This is a genomic window from Pseudomonas sp. AM14(2022) (genome assembly GCF_036346455.1).
Classification (GTDB): domain Bacteria; phylum Pseudomonadota; class Gammaproteobacteria; order Pseudomonadales; family Pseudomonadaceae; genus Aquipseudomonas; species Aquipseudomonas putida_A.
Genome location: NZ_JAOTNY010000003.1, coordinates 445,732 through 461,029, shown reverse-complemented (window position 1 = coordinate 461,029; position 15,298 = coordinate 445,732). Strand labels below are relative to the sequence as shown.

Annotated in this window: 15 protein-coding genes; 5 read left to right on the top strand and 10 right to left on the bottom strand. The window is 60.2% G+C overall.

From position 1 onward, the window contains the following. Positions 1 to 39: 39 nt before the first annotated feature. Complete coding sequence (locus V3W27_RS08985) at positions 40 to 1,110, bottom strand: AI-2E family transporter (protein ID WP_027614463.1); 1,071 nt, start codon at positions 1,108 to 1,110, stop codon at positions 40 to 42. A 31-nt stretch (positions 1,111 to 1,141) separates the two neighbouring features. Then, positions 1,142 to 1,381, bottom strand: coding sequence for a sulfurtransferase TusA family protein (locus tag V3W27_RS08980; RefSeq protein ID WP_007963279.1), 240 nt, complete (start codon positions 1,379 to 1,381; stop codon positions 1,142 to 1,144). A gap of 98 nt (positions 1,382 to 1,479) precedes the next feature. On the opposite strand from V3W27_RS08980, the gene V3W27_RS08975 reads away from it, so the two are divergent. Next, positions 1,480 to 2,913, top strand: a complete 1,434-nt coding sequence (locus V3W27_RS08975; RefSeq protein ID WP_007963277.1) for a M48 family metalloprotease — start codon at positions 1,480 to 1,482, stop codon at positions 2,911 to 2,913. A gap of 78 nt (positions 2,914 to 2,991) precedes the next feature. Here the strand turns inward: V3W27_RS08975 and V3W27_RS08970 are convergent, their stop codons facing one another. The 4 genes from V3W27_RS08970 to rpoE all read right to left on the bottom strand — a co-directional run bounded on the left by V3W27_RS08970 (position 2,992) and on the right by rpoE (position 6,803). Continuing rightward, positions 2,992 to 4,422 (bottom strand): DegQ family serine endoprotease, encoded by a 1,431-nt coding sequence (locus tag V3W27_RS08970; protein ID WP_330206416.1) that lies wholly within the window; start codon positions 4,420 to 4,422, stop codon positions 2,992 to 2,994. 210 nt (positions 4,423 to 4,632) lie between these two features. Further along, positions 4,633 to 5,595, bottom strand: coding sequence for a MucB/RseB C-terminal domain-containing protein (locus V3W27_RS08965; protein WP_115988030.1), 963 nt, complete (start codon positions 5,593 to 5,595; stop codon positions 4,633 to 4,635). Between the two features lie 8 nt (positions 5,596 to 5,603). Then, positions 5,604 to 6,191, bottom strand: a complete 588-nt coding sequence (locus tag V3W27_RS08960; RefSeq protein WP_003222558.1) for a sigma-E factor negative regulatory protein — start codon at positions 6,189 to 6,191, stop codon at positions 5,604 to 5,606. A gap of 30 nt (positions 6,192 to 6,221) precedes the next feature. Next, positions 6,222 to 6,803 (bottom strand): RNA polymerase sigma factor RpoE, encoded by a 582-nt coding sequence (gene rpoE / locus V3W27_RS08955; protein WP_003172477.1) that lies wholly within the window; start codon positions 6,801 to 6,803, stop codon positions 6,222 to 6,224. Between the two features lie 558 nt (positions 6,804 to 7,361). Here rpoE and nadB point away from each other — a divergent pair. Further along, positions 7,362 to 8,978, top strand: coding sequence for an L-aspartate oxidase (gene nadB, locus V3W27_RS08950; RefSeq protein ID WP_330206415.1), 1,617 nt, complete (start codon positions 7,362 to 7,364; stop codon positions 8,976 to 8,978). On the opposite strand, the gene V3W27_RS08945 is transcribed toward nadB, so the two are convergent. Together V3W27_RS08945 and V3W27_RS08940 are read right to left on the bottom strand one after the other, a co-directional pair. Continuing rightward, positions 8,947 to 9,399 (bottom strand): protein YgfX, encoded by a 453-nt coding sequence (locus tag V3W27_RS08945; RefSeq protein ID WP_330206414.1) that lies wholly within the window; start codon positions 9,397 to 9,399, stop codon positions 8,947 to 8,949. The genes nadB and V3W27_RS08945 overlap by 32 nt on opposite strands. Further along, a complete protein-coding gene (locus V3W27_RS08940) occupies positions 9,383 to 9,637 on the bottom strand; it encodes an FAD assembly factor SdhE (protein ID WP_003222550.1) in 255 nt (84 codons plus the stop codon). The genes V3W27_RS08945 and V3W27_RS08940 overlap by 17 nt, the downstream gene beginning before the upstream one ends. Positions 9,638 to 9,786: 149 nt before the next feature. On the opposite strand from V3W27_RS08940, the gene ygfZ reads away from it, so the two are divergent. After that, positions 9,787 to 10,728 (top strand): CAF17-like 4Fe-4S cluster assembly/insertion protein YgfZ, encoded by a 942-nt coding sequence (ygfZ, locus tag V3W27_RS08935; RefSeq protein WP_103368267.1) that lies wholly within the window; start codon positions 9,787 to 9,789, stop codon positions 10,726 to 10,728. A 35-nt stretch (positions 10,729 to 10,763) separates the two neighbouring features. Then, positions 10,764 to 11,585 (top strand): HDOD domain-containing protein, encoded by an 822-nt coding sequence (locus V3W27_RS08930; protein ID WP_097086666.1) that lies wholly within the window; start codon positions 10,764 to 10,766, stop codon positions 11,583 to 11,585. 117 nt (positions 11,586 to 11,702) lie between these two features. Here V3W27_RS08930 and V3W27_RS08925 read toward each other — a convergent pair whose 3' ends face one another. Both V3W27_RS08925 and V3W27_RS08920 read right to left on the bottom strand, forming a co-directional pair. Beyond that, positions 11,703 to 13,088 (bottom strand): sensor histidine kinase, encoded by a 1,386-nt coding sequence (locus tag V3W27_RS08925; RefSeq protein ID WP_027614456.1) that lies wholly within the window; start codon positions 13,086 to 13,088, stop codon positions 11,703 to 11,705. Further along, complete coding sequence (locus V3W27_RS08920; protein WP_003222545.1) at positions 13,081 to 13,752, bottom strand: response regulator; 672 nt, start codon at positions 13,750 to 13,752, stop codon at positions 13,081 to 13,083. The genes V3W27_RS08925 and V3W27_RS08920 overlap by 8 nt, the downstream gene beginning before the upstream one ends. Positions 13,753 to 13,988: 236 nt before the next feature. Between V3W27_RS08920 and V3W27_RS08915 the strand changes: the two genes are divergently transcribed. Further along, positions 13,989 to 15,281 (top strand): OprD family porin, encoded by a 1,293-nt coding sequence (locus tag V3W27_RS08915; RefSeq protein ID WP_330206413.1) that lies wholly within the window; start codon positions 13,989 to 13,991, stop codon positions 15,279 to 15,281. Positions 15,282 to 15,298 lie beyond the last annotated feature (17 nt).

The window sequence follows — 15,298 nt, the reverse complement described above, 5'->3', positions numbered from 1 at the left end:
CTCGCGAAGGGGACATAAGCCGCAACGAATAATCCGGCTTTAAAGTAACGGAGCGACAACCGGCTCCTTGCGCGGCCACGCATCCAGCACGGCCTTGAACAGCGTCGCCAGCGGAATCGCGAAGAACACGCCCCAGAACCCCCACAACCCGCCAAACAACAGCACCGCGCAGATGATGGCCACCGGGTGCAGGTTGACTGCCTCGGAAAACAGCAACGGCACCAGCACGTTGCCATCCAGCGTTTGAATGATCCCGTAGACCGCCATCAGATAGATGAACTGATCGCTCCAACCCCACTGGAACAGCGCGATCAGTAACACCGGCACGGTCACCACCACCGCGCCGACGTACGGCACCACCACCGATACCCCGACCAGCAACGCCAGCAGCGCCGCATAGTTGAGGCCAAGCGCGACGAAGGCGATGTAGGTCACGCCGCCACAGATCACGATCTCGATGACCTTGCCGCGAATGTAGTTGGCGATCTGCCGGTTCATTTCCTGCGCCACGCGGGTGATCAGCGCCCGCTCACGGGGCAGATAGCCGCGCACCCACTCGCCGATCATGGCCCGATCCTTGAGAAAGAAGAACACCAGAATCGGCACCAGCACCAGATAGATCATGATATTGACCAGCAGCGGCAGGCTCGACAGCGAAAAGGTCAGCGCCCATTGGCCGAACTTGCCGATTTCGCCACGCGCCGCTTCGATAGCCTGCAGCACCTGCTCGTCAGAGACCAGATGCGGATAGCGCTCCGGCAGCAACAGCAACAGCGACTGCCATTTGGCCAGCATCCCCGGCAGCTCGTTGAACAGCGTGATCAACTGATGCCACAGCAACGGCAACACTACCACGATGAACACTAGCAACACGCCCATGAACAGCGCAAATACCAGCCCCACCGCCGCCGCACCAGGCACGCGCATACGCTCCAGTGCGAGTACCAGCCCCTGCATCAGATACGCCAGCACCATCCCGGCCAATACCGGCGCGAGCATGCCACCGAGCGTGAGCACCGCGGTGAAGGCGAGAAACAGCAGCACCGCCAGCACCACCGCTTCTTCGTCGGAAAAGTAGCGCTGAATCCAGTCGCGTAACACTTTGAACATCAATAATCCTTAGGTCTTTTACGCTGTCGGTTCAGGCTTTTTTCAACCAGTAACGGTAGACGCCCGCTTCGTCTTCTTCGCGCAGCAGCGTATGACCGGCCAGACGGGCAAAGGTGCGGAAGTCGCGCTGCGAACCCGCGTCCGTGGCGATCACCTTGAGCACCGCGCCGCTGGGCAGCTTGTTGAGTTCCATCTTGGCCTTGAGCAACGGCAACGGGCAATTCAGGCCACTGGCGTCCAATTCACAGTCATGGGCTACAGCGTCAGTCATTGCGTCACTCCGGTTCAGGTGGTTGAGGTGCCTAGAATATCTGGTCGCAAGCCCGGTGTCCGGCTACAGTAAGGTCTTTGTCTTCTAAGGCTTTGTGCATGACATTTCTGCGCCCTACCCTGCTGACGCTCGCTTGCCTGCTCGCCTCACCGGGCTTTGCCGACGATCTGCCGTCACTTGGCGACGCCAGTTCTGCCATTGTCTCTCCGCAACAGGAATACCAGTTGGGCCGCGCCTGGCTGGCGATGTTGCGCAGTCAGGTTGCACAGCTCAACGATCCGCAGCTCAAAGACTACGTCGAATCCAGCGTCTACAAGCTGGTGGAAACCAGCCAGGTGACCGATCGGCGCCTGGAATTCATCCTGATCAACAGCCCGCAACTCAACGCCTTCGCAGCGCCGGGTGGCGTGGTCGGGGTCAACGGCGGCCTGTTCCTCAACGCGCAGACCGAAGGCGAATACGCCTCGGTACTGGCCCACGAACTGGCTCACTTGTCGCAACGCCACTTCGCGCGCGGCGTCGAAGCTTCGCAGCGGATGCAGGTACCGATGATGGCGGCGCTGCTCGCCGGGATCGTGATTGCCGCCGCCGGTGGCGGTGATGCCGGGATCGCGACCATCGCCGGTACTCAGGCCGCAGCCATTCAGTCGCAGCGTACCTTCTCGCGCCAAAACGAGCAGGAAGCCGACCGTATCGGCATCCTCAACCTGGAAAAGGCCGGATACGACCCGCGCTCGATGCCGACCATGTTCGAACGTCTGATGCGCCAATACCGCTTCGACGCCAAGCCGCCAGAATTTCTGCTGACTCACCCGGTGACCGAATCGCGTATCGCCGACACCCGTAACCGCGCAGAACAAGCGCCGGCGGGCGGCATCGAAGACAGCATGCGCTATCAGCTGATCCGCGCCCGTGTTCAGCTGATCTACGAAGAAACCCCGGGACTGGGCGCCAAGCGCTTTCGTGCACAACTGGATGAGAATCCGAAAAACGACGTGGCGCGCTACGGCCTGGCGATCGCCCAGATCAAGGGCGGCCAGCTCAATGAAGCCAGGGAGAATCTCAAACAGCTGCTGGCCAAGTCACCCAACGAGATCATCTACAACCTCGCGCAGATCGACCTGGACATCACCAACAACCGCCTGCCGGATGCGCAAACGCGGGTTGACCGGATGCTCACCCAGTATCCGGGCAACTACCCACTGAATCAGGTTCGGGTCGATCTGTTGCTGAAACAGAATCGCACCGCCGACGCCGAGAAAGCCCTCGACAGCTTGCTCAAATCCCGTCCGAATGATCCGGACGTGTGGTATCAGGTCGCCGAAACCCGTGGCCTCTCTGGCAACATCATTGGTCTGCATCAGGCCCGCGCCGAGTACTTCGCGCTGGTCGGCGATTATCGTCAGGCGATCCAGCAGCTTGATTTTGCCAAGCGCAAGGCGGGCAGCAACTTCCCGCTGTCCTCGCGGATCGATGCACGCCAGCGCGAGCTGATGGAGCAGGAGCGCATGATCAAGGACATGATGGGCTGAGTTTTCATCAGCGACAAAAAAATTCAGGTATAAAAAAACCGCCTCTTTCGAGGCGGTTTTTATTTCACCGCAACCGGGTTATTCAGCCAGTTTGAAGGTGATGAAGCTCGCGCGACCTTCACGCAGAACACGCATCGACACCGAACGATTCTTTGGCAGCGCCTTGGCGATCTCGGCGAACTCCTTGGTGGAGCCGATGGCCTGGTTGTTCAGGTGAGTGATCACGTCACCCGGCTGCAGACCGATCAGTGCCGCAGGACCATCCTGAACATCCTTGATCACCACACCACCCTTGAGGTCGTAGGTTTTCTTTTGCTCGGCGGTCAGCTCGATCACCGACACACCGAGGCGGTTACTGCTGCTTTCCGCGCCGGATTTCGGCAGTGCTGCCAGCTCTTTGTCCTCGTCCGGAATCGCACCGACGGTCAGCTCGACATTCTTGCGCTTGCCGTCACGGATCACTTCGAGGCTGGCCTTGGCGCCCGCTTTCAGCGCACCGACCAAGTGTGGCAGGTCGGCGGACATGACGATCGGCTGACCGTTCATGCTCAGGATCACGTCGCCCACTTGCAGGCCACCCTTGGCTGCCGGACCGTCATCCTGAATCTGCGCAACCAGCGCACCGGCCGGCTTATCAAGACCGAACGACTCGGCCAGATCCTTGTTCACTTCCTGGATGACCACGCCCAGCCAGCCGCGGCTGACTTTGCCACCGCTTTTCAGCTGATTGGAAACGTCCATCGCCACGTCGATCGGAATGGCGAACGACACACCCATGAAGCCACCGGAACGGGTGTAGATCTGCGAGTTGATCCCGACCACTTCACCGTTCAGGTTGAACAGCGGGCCACCGGAGTTACCCGGGTTGATCGGTACGTCGGTCTGGATGAACGGCACGTAGTTTTCGTTCGGCAGGCTACGGCCGACGGCGCTGACAATACCTTGGGTCACGGTGTGGTCAAAGCCGAACGGCGAACCGATCGCCACGACCCACTGACCCGCCTTCAGGTCCTGGGACTTGCCGAGCTTGAGCACCGGCAGGTCCTTGCCATCGATTTTCAGCAGGGCCACGTCGGAGCGTGGGTCAGTGCCGATCAGCTTGGCTTTCATTTCACTGCGATCAGCCAGACGCACGAGGATTTCGTCGGCATCGGCAATCACATGGTTGTTGGTCAGGATGTAGCCATCGGAGGAAATGATGAAGCCCGAACCGAGCGATTGCGCTTCACGCTGACGATCGCCGCGCGGCGAACGCTGCTGAGGCGGCATGCCACGCTCGAAGAACTCGCGCAACATCGGCGGCAAGCCTTCCAGGTCAGGCATCTGCTGGTTCACCTTGCGGTCCGGCAGCTTCTGCGTGGTACTGATGTTCACCACTGCAGGCGAGGCCTGTTCAACCAGTTGGGTGAAATCCGGCAGGTCGGCCGCCTGGACAGCGGGGACAGCCTGACCCAGCACCAGCACGGTGGCGAAAATGGAGAGATAAGACTTCAAGCTAAGTATCGACATACAGCTCCCGTTACGACGAGCAGGGTTAAGCGATATGGAGCAAGGAACACCGGGAACCGCGGGCCGGTATTTTTGTTCCGGGAACAACAGACAAGGCCAGAGCCGTGAGGCTCTGACCTATAAAAAACTTTCGGGTGATTTGCAAATGAAAATGCTGAGCAAACATTTCATCTACGTCTCGAAGAAGAAGTGGAAATGACTGAAATCAGCTCACTGCTTGCTGGTTGCAGCGCCATCGTTGCGCATCGAAAGGGCAATCCTCTCGGCCGTGCCGATTGGAATTTCGCCGACCACCGTCACCATCATCTCGCCCTCAGGCGTAGTGAGGCGGCGGGAAACAGCGACAGTTGGCCCCAACTGCGTGCGGGTATCGGTCACTGTTGCACCGTTCAACGGCTCAAGAAATACCGAAAACCGTGCCAGCCCGTCGTCATACATCAGGCTACTGACTTGAGTCTTGGTTTCAGAATCTTTGTGTGAAGTGCTGCTGGTCAGCACAAAACCCGGAGGCAGCCAGTCGGAATGCCAGACCTGAGCCGTTTTCACGGCCGACGCCTTGTCACTATCAATAGTGACGGCCTTGCACTCAGTGCCAGCTTGCAGATCTTTGTCCGACGGGACATCAGCGGTATTCAGGCTGGTGAACTGGAAACGCTCGAGTAGCTGCCCCTTGTCGTTGAGCAACAACGACTTCAGTGGCAAACCGGTCTGTTTATCCAGATGCAGCTCGAAACCATAGCGATGCTGGTCGCGGGGCGTCAGCGATACGATGACCGCATCACGCCCGGCCACGCGCGATTTGCCGATGACGGCAAGCTCATACCAGTTTTTCAGCTTTTGGGGATCAAGCGAACGAGCGGTCGAGTTGGGAGAGTCTCCCAACCCCGCAATCAGAGTGCCGCTGACGCATTGAGTATGCCCATCAACACGCACGACTTCCTGAGCCGAGCCGTCGAGCTGAAGCAAACGCTCGCGGACCTGACCGTTCTGGACACGATGCCAGATATTGTGGGTAGAAAAACTACCGTTACGCTCGTATACGAAAGTGCCTTGGAAGCTTTGCTGCTGCTCGGCCTGACCCAGGCGGATCAGCCAGTCCTGGGCCTCGTCGGCATGGGCTGGAACAATGAACCAGCCGCTAAGCAGAAGCGAAAGTAGAGGTATGGCGCGCATGATCCTCCTTAACGGTTTTCCATGCTTGCTGCACGCGCATAAGGCAGAGCGCTTTCAGTACCTTTCAACGCAGCTTGCTGGGCATGCTGACGCAGATAGCCTGGCAGACGCTGATCGTGCCAGCCTGGCTGACCTTGCAGGACGCCATTGGCCATCGGACCAGTGGTTTCCGAGCTTTCCTTGTAGCCAGCCAGGACGGCCGGGCCTTTGACCTGCGGCGCAACCAGCGAAGGCTGATTGGACTGCTGGGCCAGTTCGACGCCAGCGATTTCGTCCTGGTTGTACAGGCGCACACCAGCCAGTACCGCAACGGTCACCGAAGCCGCAACGGCCAGACGACCCAGGTTGCGCCAAGGGCCGCGGGATACTTTGGCTGGAGCCGTTTCGTCTTCCAGCGCAGCAGAAACTGCCGCAGCAATGTCCAGACGCGGAAGCAGCAGATCCTTGTGCATGGCTGCCCGAGCGATCTGATAACGAGCCCAGGTCTCACGGGTTTCAACATCGTCCAGTGCATTGATCACTCGACGCAATTCCAGTTCGTCCGCTTCGTTATCCATCACTGCGGACAGCGATTCCTGCAGGGCTTCACGACTCATGGCGTTCCTCTCTTGGCTGTCGCCGCTGTCTCAGTTTTCCTGCAACAACGGCTGCAGGGCTTTATCGATGGCCTCCCGGGCGCGGAAAATCCGGGAGCGCACGGTACCCACCGGACACTGCATGACGCTCGCAATGTCCTCGTAACTCAGACCATCGAATTCACGTAAAGTTAAAGCCGTACGTAAATCCTCTGGCAGTTGCTGAATGGTTCGATGGACGGTGCCTTCGATCTCATCCCGCAGCAACGCGCGTTCCGGCGATTCGAGATCCTTCAGGCCATGATCGCCGTCGTAGAACTCTGCATCTTCAGAACTTACATCGCTATCCGGCGGCCGGCGGCCGCGTGAAACCAGATAGTTCTTTGCCGTGTTGATGGCAATGCGGTAAAGCCACGTATAGAACGCGCTGTCTCCGCGAAAGTTTCCTAGCGCTCGGTAGGCCTTGATAAAGGCTTCCTGAGCCACATCCTGGGCTTCATGGGTGTCGTGCACGAAACGCACGATCAACCCGAGAATTTTGTGCTGATATTTCAGCACCAGCAGATCGAAAGCTCGCTTGTCGCCACGCTGAACGCGCTCGACCAGCTGCTGATCCTCTTCCTGGGTTAGCATGAACACTCCTCGATAAGCATGGAGGAGGCTTGCATAACTAAACGACCAGACTTGCAAACATAGACTCGGGCTTTTCGCAAAAGTTCTCCCCCTCCAGGCAAGTTTCCTGCGGGCTCTGATTTGGCACGCACGAAAAACGCAGCGCGGGATAAACCGGCTGCGCGAATAATCTTGTCATCGGTTCGCCGGCAAAAACCCAATCGCAGGTTCTGCATTGAAGCCGACACTGTCCCGTGCTTCTGGCAACTGACTATTGATCTTGGGCCTCTGGCAAAAGTTCCAATTATTTATAGCCGTGCTGAAGCGACATTGAGCAACCGCGTGCTGAAAAAGCCTGTTTCATCCTCGATACAGTCGCCTTTTCCCAAAACGACAGAAAAAAACGTCCGACGAAACGTCAAGCTTTTGTCGTCACAGTAGTTTCACAATGCCATACGGGCCCGGCTATTGTGCCGCTCCACCCCTCTATATACTAGTGGGCTGTGTGGCTGTCTTGACTCGCCGATCCAGCTGTCCTGCGCCACCCCCGATCCGGGTCGCTTTGAGCGGAATCCTGAAATGAGCCAACAGTTTCAACACGATGTTCTGGTGATTGGCAGCGGCGCTGCCGGTTTGAGTCTCGCGCTGACCCTGCCGGGTCATTTGCGCATTGCCGTATTGAGCAAAGGTGATCTGGCCAACGGCTCGACTTATTGGGCCCAGGGCGGCGTCGCTGCCGTGCTGGACGATACCGATACTGTCGAATCCCACGTCGACGACACCCTGAATGCCGGCGGCGGTCTGTGCCATGAAAACGCGGTGCGTTTTACCGTCGAGCACAGCCGCGAAGCCATCCAGTGGCTGATCGACCAGGGGGTGCCGTTCACCCGCGACGAACAGTCCGGCACCGAAGACGGCGGTTTCGAATTCCACCTGACTCGCGAAGGCGGCCACAGCCATCGGCGCATCATCCATGCCGCGGACGCAACCGGCGCAGCGATTTTCACCACCCTCCTCGCCCAGGCCAGAGAGCGCAGCAACATCGAACTGCTGGAGCAGCGAGTTGCCGTTGATCTGATCACCGAACGCCGTCTGGGCATGAATGGCGAGCGCTGCCTCGGCGCCTATGTGCTGAATCGCGCGACCGGCGAAGTCGACACCTACGGCGCACGCTTCGTGATCCTCGCGTCCGGCGGCGCCGCCAAGGTCTACCTCTATACCAGTAACCCCGACGGCGCTTGCGGTGACGGCATCGCCATGGCCTGGCGCTCGGGCTGCCGAGTGGCGAACCTGGAATTCAACCAGTTCCACCCTACGTGCCTGTATCACCCGCAGGCCAAGAGTTTCCTGATCACTGAAGCCTTGCGTGGCGAAGGCGCGCACCTGAAGCTGCCCAACGGCGAACGGTTCATGCCGCGCTTCGACAAACGTGCCGAACTGGCGCCACGCGACATCGTCGCCCGCGCCATCGACCATGAAATGAAGCGCCTGGGCGTCGACTGCGTGTATCTCGACATCAGCCACAAACCTGAAGCCTTCATCAAAAGCCACTTTCCGACGGTTTACGAACGCTGCCTGGGTTTCGGCATCGACATCACCAAGCAGCCGATCCCGGTCGTACCGGCGGCGCACTACACCTGTGGCGGGGTGATGGTTGACCAGCACGGTCGCACCGACGTGCCGGGGCTGTACGCCATCGGCGAAACCAGCTTCACCGGCCTGCACGGGGCCAACCGCATGGCCAGCAACTCGCTGCTCGAATGCTTCGTTTATGCCCGCTCGGCGGCTGCGGACATCCTTGCACAACTGGATGACGTCACCGCGCCAACCGCCCTGCCCGAGTGGGACGCCAGCCAGGTCACCGATTCCGACGAAGACGTGATCATCGCCCACAACTGGGACGAGCTGCGCCGCTTCATGTGGGACTACGTGGGGATCGTGCGCACCAATAAGCGCCTGCAACGAGCGCAGCACCGCGTGCGTCTGTTGCTGGACGAGATCGACGAGTTCTACAGCAACTATAAAGTCAGCCGCGACCTGATCGAGCTGCGTAATCTGGCGCAAGTCGCCGAACTGATGATCTGCTCTGCCATGGAGCGCAAGGAAAGTCGCGGTCTGCATTACACCCTCGACTACCCGAACCTGCTGTCCGAGGCGCTCGACACTATTCTGGTGCCGCCCACCTACGCCGGCTGAACTTGAGCCGCACTCGCAGGCGTCGGTGCACATCCGCTGTCTGCGAGTCTCGCGGTACACAGATCGAGCGCACCCGCCGCTCCCCGCGCAAACGAAAGCGCAGCACCACGATCAACGGCAACGCCAGGCTGTCAGGGCGCAGCTGGACCGCTTGCCAGCCGCCCGCCTGATTCCACAATTGCCAGCCATCAGCGTCGCGGCGCAATCGGCAAAAAGCCTGCGGATGCTTCAGCAGAACCTGCCGTGGCAATACCCACGCGGCGTGCAGCAGACAGGCGAAAGCCCCGAGCAGACTGGCCCAGAGTGGAATCGACAGGAGAAACAAAACACCCAGAGCGAACGCCTGGGCCAACAGATACGCCGCCAGCAACTGCCGTGAGGCATGCCAGCGGCATTCGAACGTGTTACTTGGGCTGAACACGGTCCAGAATCATCCGGACCATGCGCTGCAGCTCAGGGTCTTCGGACTCACTGCGCTCCATGAACCAGCCGAACATGTCCTGATCCTCACAGGTCAGCAGACGGACATACAAGTCGCGATCGACCTGGTTGAGGTGCGGATAGACCTCTTTCACGAACGGCACCAGCAGCACGTCAAGTTCCAGCATGCCACGGCGGCTGTGCCAGAAGAGGCGATTGAGTTCAACTTGTTCGACCATGGAGCCCTCCTCAAATAGGCGCGCAGTATACAGCCCCGGCGCGGGTCGCACAGTCGGCTTTGGTCGGGCACCACCGATCCTTTATCAACTACCCATTTCAACAACGCGCCCTTATGATGTGCCCCAGACTTTTTACCCTGCGATGACCCATGGCCGATTCTGCTTTTTTCTGCACCCTGTCTCATGAAGGCGTACTCGCGGTTCGCGGCGTGGATGCCGGCAAATTCCTGCAAGGCCAATTGACCTGCAACATCAATTACCTCAGCGACAGCCAGGCCAGCCTGGGCGCGCGCTGCACGCAAAAAGGCCGGATGCAGTCGAGCTTCCGCATTCTGCTCGAAGGTGACGGCGTGCTGCTGGCAATGGCCAGTGAACTGCTGGAGCCGCAACTGGCGGATCTGAAAAAGTACGCGGTGTTCTCCAAATCCAAATTGACCGACGAAAGCGCCGCCTGGGTGCGTTTTGGCCTGGAGCACGGCGACGCCGCGTTGGCCAGCCTGGGTCTGAACCTGCCAGGCGAAACCGACGGCGTGGTGCGCAACGCAGGCCTGATCGCGATTCGCGTCTCGCCGGATCGCGCCGAACTCTGGGTACCGGCCGATCAAGCCGATGCCATCAAAGCCAAGTTGGCCACCGCCCTGCCTGAAGGCAAATTGAACCAATGGCTGCTGGGGCAGATTCGCGCCGGTATCGGTCAGGTCATGCCGACCACCCGCGAGTTGTTCATCCCGCAGATGCTCAACCTGCAGGCCGTCGGTGGCGTGAGTTTCAAGAAAGGTTGCTACACCGGCCAGGAAATCGTCGCGCGCATGCAGTACTTGGGCAAGCTCAAGCGTCGCCTCTATCGCGTAGAACTTGACGCGACTGAACTGCCAGAGCCGGGCACCCCGCTGTTCGCCCCAAGCCACAGCAGCGCCATCGGCGAAGTGGTGATTGCCGCCCGCGCCGCAGAAAAGATTGAACTGTTGGCGGTGTTGCAGGCCGAAGCTGCCGAAGCGGGTGATCTGCACCTGGGCGACCTCGAAGGGCCAGCCCTGCATTTGCTCGACCTGCCCTACGAACTGGATCGCGACCGCGAAATCCAGCGCTGATCGCAGCTTTTGTTGCAACACCCTAGAGAATCTACATGAGCGAGCTGGCGGATAAGGTCCAACAGGATTTGGTTGAGGCCATCGATAACGATGACCTGGTTCTGCCAACGTTACCGGAAGTGGCCCTGCAAATTCGCAAGGCCGCCGAAGACCCGGAGATCAGTGTCAGCGACCTGAGCAAAGTGATTGGCCGCGACACGGCGTTGTCGGCGCGACTGATCAAAGTGGTCAACAGCCCGTTGCTGCGCGCGACCCAGGAAGTCACCGACCTGCACACCGCGATCACCCGACTGGGGGTGAACTACAGCAGCAACCTGGCGATCGGCCTGGTGATGGAACAGATCTTCCACGCCCGCTCCGAGGTGGTCGAACAGAAGATGCGCGAAGTCTGGCGCAAGAGCCTGGAGATCGCCGGCGTCAGCTACGCCCTGTGCCGTCGGCACACCCAACTCAAACCTGATCAGGCGGCGTTGGGCGGACTGGTGCATCAGATCGGCGTACTGCCGATTCTGACCTATGCCGAAGATCACTACGAACTGCTGTCAGACCCGGTCAGCCTCAACCATGTGATCGACCACATTCACCCGCTGCTGGGCGACAAGCTGTTGCGGGTCTGGGAATTTCCCGAACAACTGGTGGCGTTGCCGGGGCTGTACCTGGATTTCAAACGCGACTCGGCGCACCTCGATTACGTCGATCTGGTGCAGGTGGCGAGTCTGTATTGTCACAAGGACAGCGATCATCCGATTGCGCGGATTGACCCGCTCAGCGTGCCGGCGTTCAGGAAGCTTGGGATCGATCCGGAGAACAAGGAGTTGTGCGCGGATCTGCAAGAATCGCGGACGATGTTTTACTGATCCGGAACCGCGGCGCGGCCTTCGCGAGCAAGCCCGCTCCCACAGGGGATTTGTGTACGGCGTGGATTCCCTGTGGGAGCGGGCTTGCTCGCGAAGAGGCCCGCACCAACACCACATTTATCCGGCAATAAAACTCACCCGAACCTTCAAACCGGCCTGCTCACCATCGTGCAAGGTGATCTGCGCCAGATGCGCCCGGCAGATCTCTCCGACGATCGCCAGCCCCAACCCTGAGCCCGCAACCTGCTGATTGCGCCGATAGAAGCGTTCAAACACCCGATCACGCTCTTCCAGCGGAATCCCCGGCCCGTCATCTTCAACTTCAAGCACCGCCGGCGCCGCGACCCGCAGAATCACGTTGCCGCCCGGTGGCGTATGCGCCAGTGCGTTGTCCACCAGATTGCTCAGCAGTTCATTGAGCAACGTCGGCTCACCGCGCAGCCACACCGGCTCATCCGCCTCCAGAGCCAGCGCGACTCCGCGCGCATGAGCCAACGGCGCCATAGCCATGCCCAGCTCGCGGGCCAACTGACTCAGATCGAGCAGTTGCGCGCCACCCTCGGCAATCGCCCGGGCACCGTTTTCCACCCGCGCCAGCGACAGCAGTTGATTGGCCAGATGGGTCAGGCGATCAGTGCTTTGCGCAGAGGATTCCAGGGTTGTGCGCCAGGTTTCCGCTTCAGTCGAACGCAGCCCAAGTTCCAGCCGCGCCTTCAACGCCGCCAGTGGCGTGCGCAGTTCGTGGGCGGCATCGGCGATGAACTGCGCCTGCCGCTCGAACTGCCCGCGCAAGCGTTCGGTGAAGTGATTGAGCGCGCGCACCAGCGGCCACAATTCATGTTGCACTTCCACCAGCGGCAGCGGCCGCAAATCATCGGGCTGACGCTCCTCCACCGCCGTGCGCAAACGCTCCAGCGGGCGCAGCGCGGCACTCACCGCAAACCACACCAGCAACAAGGCGCCGATCGCGAGCATGCCCAGACGCAGCAGCGTATCGGCCGCCAGACTGCGGGCCATGCTGACTCGCGCCTCATCGGTTTCCGCGACACGGATTTCCGCCATGCCATTCATGTTCGGTTCGGTGACCGCTTTGAGCAGGCTGACCACGCGCACGTTCTGCCCGCGATAGGTCGCGTTATAGAAGCGCGCGAGCGCTGGATAATCGTCAGTTCTTGGCGTACCGGGTGGTGGTCCGGGCAGGTTTTCGTAGCCGGAAATCAGCTTCTGGTGGATGTCGTTGACCTGGTAGTAAATCCGCCCGGCGCTGTCGTAAGCGAAGGTGTCCAGCGCCACGTAGGGCACGTCGGCGCTGAGGGTGCCGTCGCGCTGCGACAGGCCGGCGGCGATGGTCCGCGCCGAGGCCAGCAGGGTGCGGTCGTAGGCGGTGTCGGCGGCTTCGCGCCCGTTCCAGTACGCGCTCAGACCACTGGCGAGCATCAGCACCACCAGCAACAACGCGAGGTTCCACAGCAACCGCCAGCGCAGGCTGCTGGGCTTATGCATCGCGGCTTTCCAGCAAGTAGCCGAGGCCACGGAAGGTCACGATCGCCACCGGTTGGCCGTCGAGTTTCTTGCGCAGGCGATGCACGTAGATTTCGATGGCATCGGGGCTGGCTTCTTCGTCGAGACCGAACACCTGTGCCGCCAGTTGCTCCTTGCTCATCACCCGGCCCGGGCGGGCGATCAACGCTTCGAGCACGGCTTGTTCGCGGGAGGTCAGTGTCAGCAGTTCTTCGCCGAGACTGAAGCGCCGGGTGTCGAGATCGTAGGCCAGCACGCCGCAGCGCTGCTGACGCTCGCCACCGAGCACACTGCGCCGCAACAGAGCTTTGACCCGGGCTTCGAGCTCGGTCAGTTCGAACGGTTTGGCCAGGTAATCGTCAGCGCCGAGATTCAAGCCGTGTACGCGGTCCTTCACATCGCTGCGCGCTGTCAGCATCAACACCGGCAGGTTCTTGCCACGTGCGCGCAGGCGTGCCAGCACCTCGAAACCGTCCATGCGCGGCAGGCCGACATCGAGGATCGCCATCGCGTATTCCTCGCTGCCCAGCGCCAGGTCGGCGGCCACGCCATCGTGCAACACGTCCACGGTCAGACCGGTGCTCTTGAGCGCCTGGGCGACGCTTTCGGCCAGTTGCAAATGGTCTTCGACGAGCAGAACACGCATGGATCTCTACCTCATTCAGGGATGGCCGACGCCACTCTTTGCCGCGGAGTTTACAGCCGCAACCGCCGCTGTGAAGCCCGAAACCCGCGAAATCCAGCTGAAAGGTTAGCGAAAGGTTAGCCCGTTAGAGTCCGGTCACGGACAGTTTCGACTGCCGTCGCTGCTGCCACACAGCGATACGAAAAACGCCTCGAAGCGTTTTCGACCAATAAGAACAATAAACGGAGTACACCCGCATGCCGTCCTTGCAGACCAAGGCTCCCACGCCTGTTCGTCCTTCTCGTTTGCGCCACGCCACCCTCGCCAGCACCGCTGCCCTCGCCGGTTTCTCGCCGCTGAGCTACGCCGACTTCATCAAAGACAGTTCCGCCACCTTCGAAACCCGCAACATGTACTTCAACCGCGACTTTCGCGACGGCACCAGTGCCCAGCAAAGCAAGCGGGATGAATGGGCGCAGGGTTTCATGCTCAACCTGCAATCGGGTTACACCGACGGCACCGTGGGCTTCGGTGTCGATGCGCTGGGCATGCTGGGCGTCAAGCTTGATTCGAGCCCGGATCGTACCGGCACCGGCCTGTTGCCGACCCACGATGACGGGCGCGCGGCGAACGAATACTCGAAAGTCGGCCTGACCGGCAAAGTGAAAATCTCCGCCACCGAACTGAAAATCGGCAGCCTGATGCCGGAACTGCCGATCCTCAAACCGAATGACGGGCGCATCCTGCCGCAGACGTTTGAAGGTGGTTTGCTGACCTCCAAAGAGCTCAAGAACCTGACCTTCACCGGTGGGCGTCTGGAGAAAGCCAAGGATCGCGACAGCACCGATTTCGAGGACATCGCCCTCAACAACAAGAACAGCCGCTTCGCGGGCACCGTGGCCGGCAAGCATTTCGATTTCGCCGGCGTGGACTACAAGTTCACCGACAAGATCACCGGCAGTTACCACTTCGCCCAGCTCGACGAAGTCTATAACCAGCACTTCTTCGGTCTGGTTGCCTCGCGGCCGATGGGCCCGGGCACCTTCGCCACCGACCTGCGCTTTGCCGTCAGTGACGATCAGGGCGCGGCCCGTGGTGGCGAGATCGACAACCGCTCGCTCAACGGTCTGGTCAGCTACGCCCTGAGCGGCCACAAGTTCACCGCCGGTTATCAGCACATGTCCGGCGACAGCGCCTTCCCGTATGTCGATGGCAGCGACCCGTACCTGGTCAACTTCGTGCAGATCAACGACTTCGCCGGTGCCGAAGAACGCTCGTGGCAAGCGCGTTACGACTTCGACTTTGCCCGCCTCGGCATCCCCGGCCTGTCGTTCATGAGCCGTTACCTGAGCGGTGACAACATCAAGCTCAAGAATGGCGAAGAAGGCAAAGAGTGGGAGCGCAACACCGAGATCAAATATGTAGTACAAAGCGGCGCCCTGAAGGACGTTGCCGTACGCCTGCGTAATGCCACCTACCGTTCCAACTACTCCGCTCGCGATGCCGATGAAGTGCGTCTGCTGGTGAGCTATAGCATTGCCCTTTGGTAATTCAGTACGTCCATAAC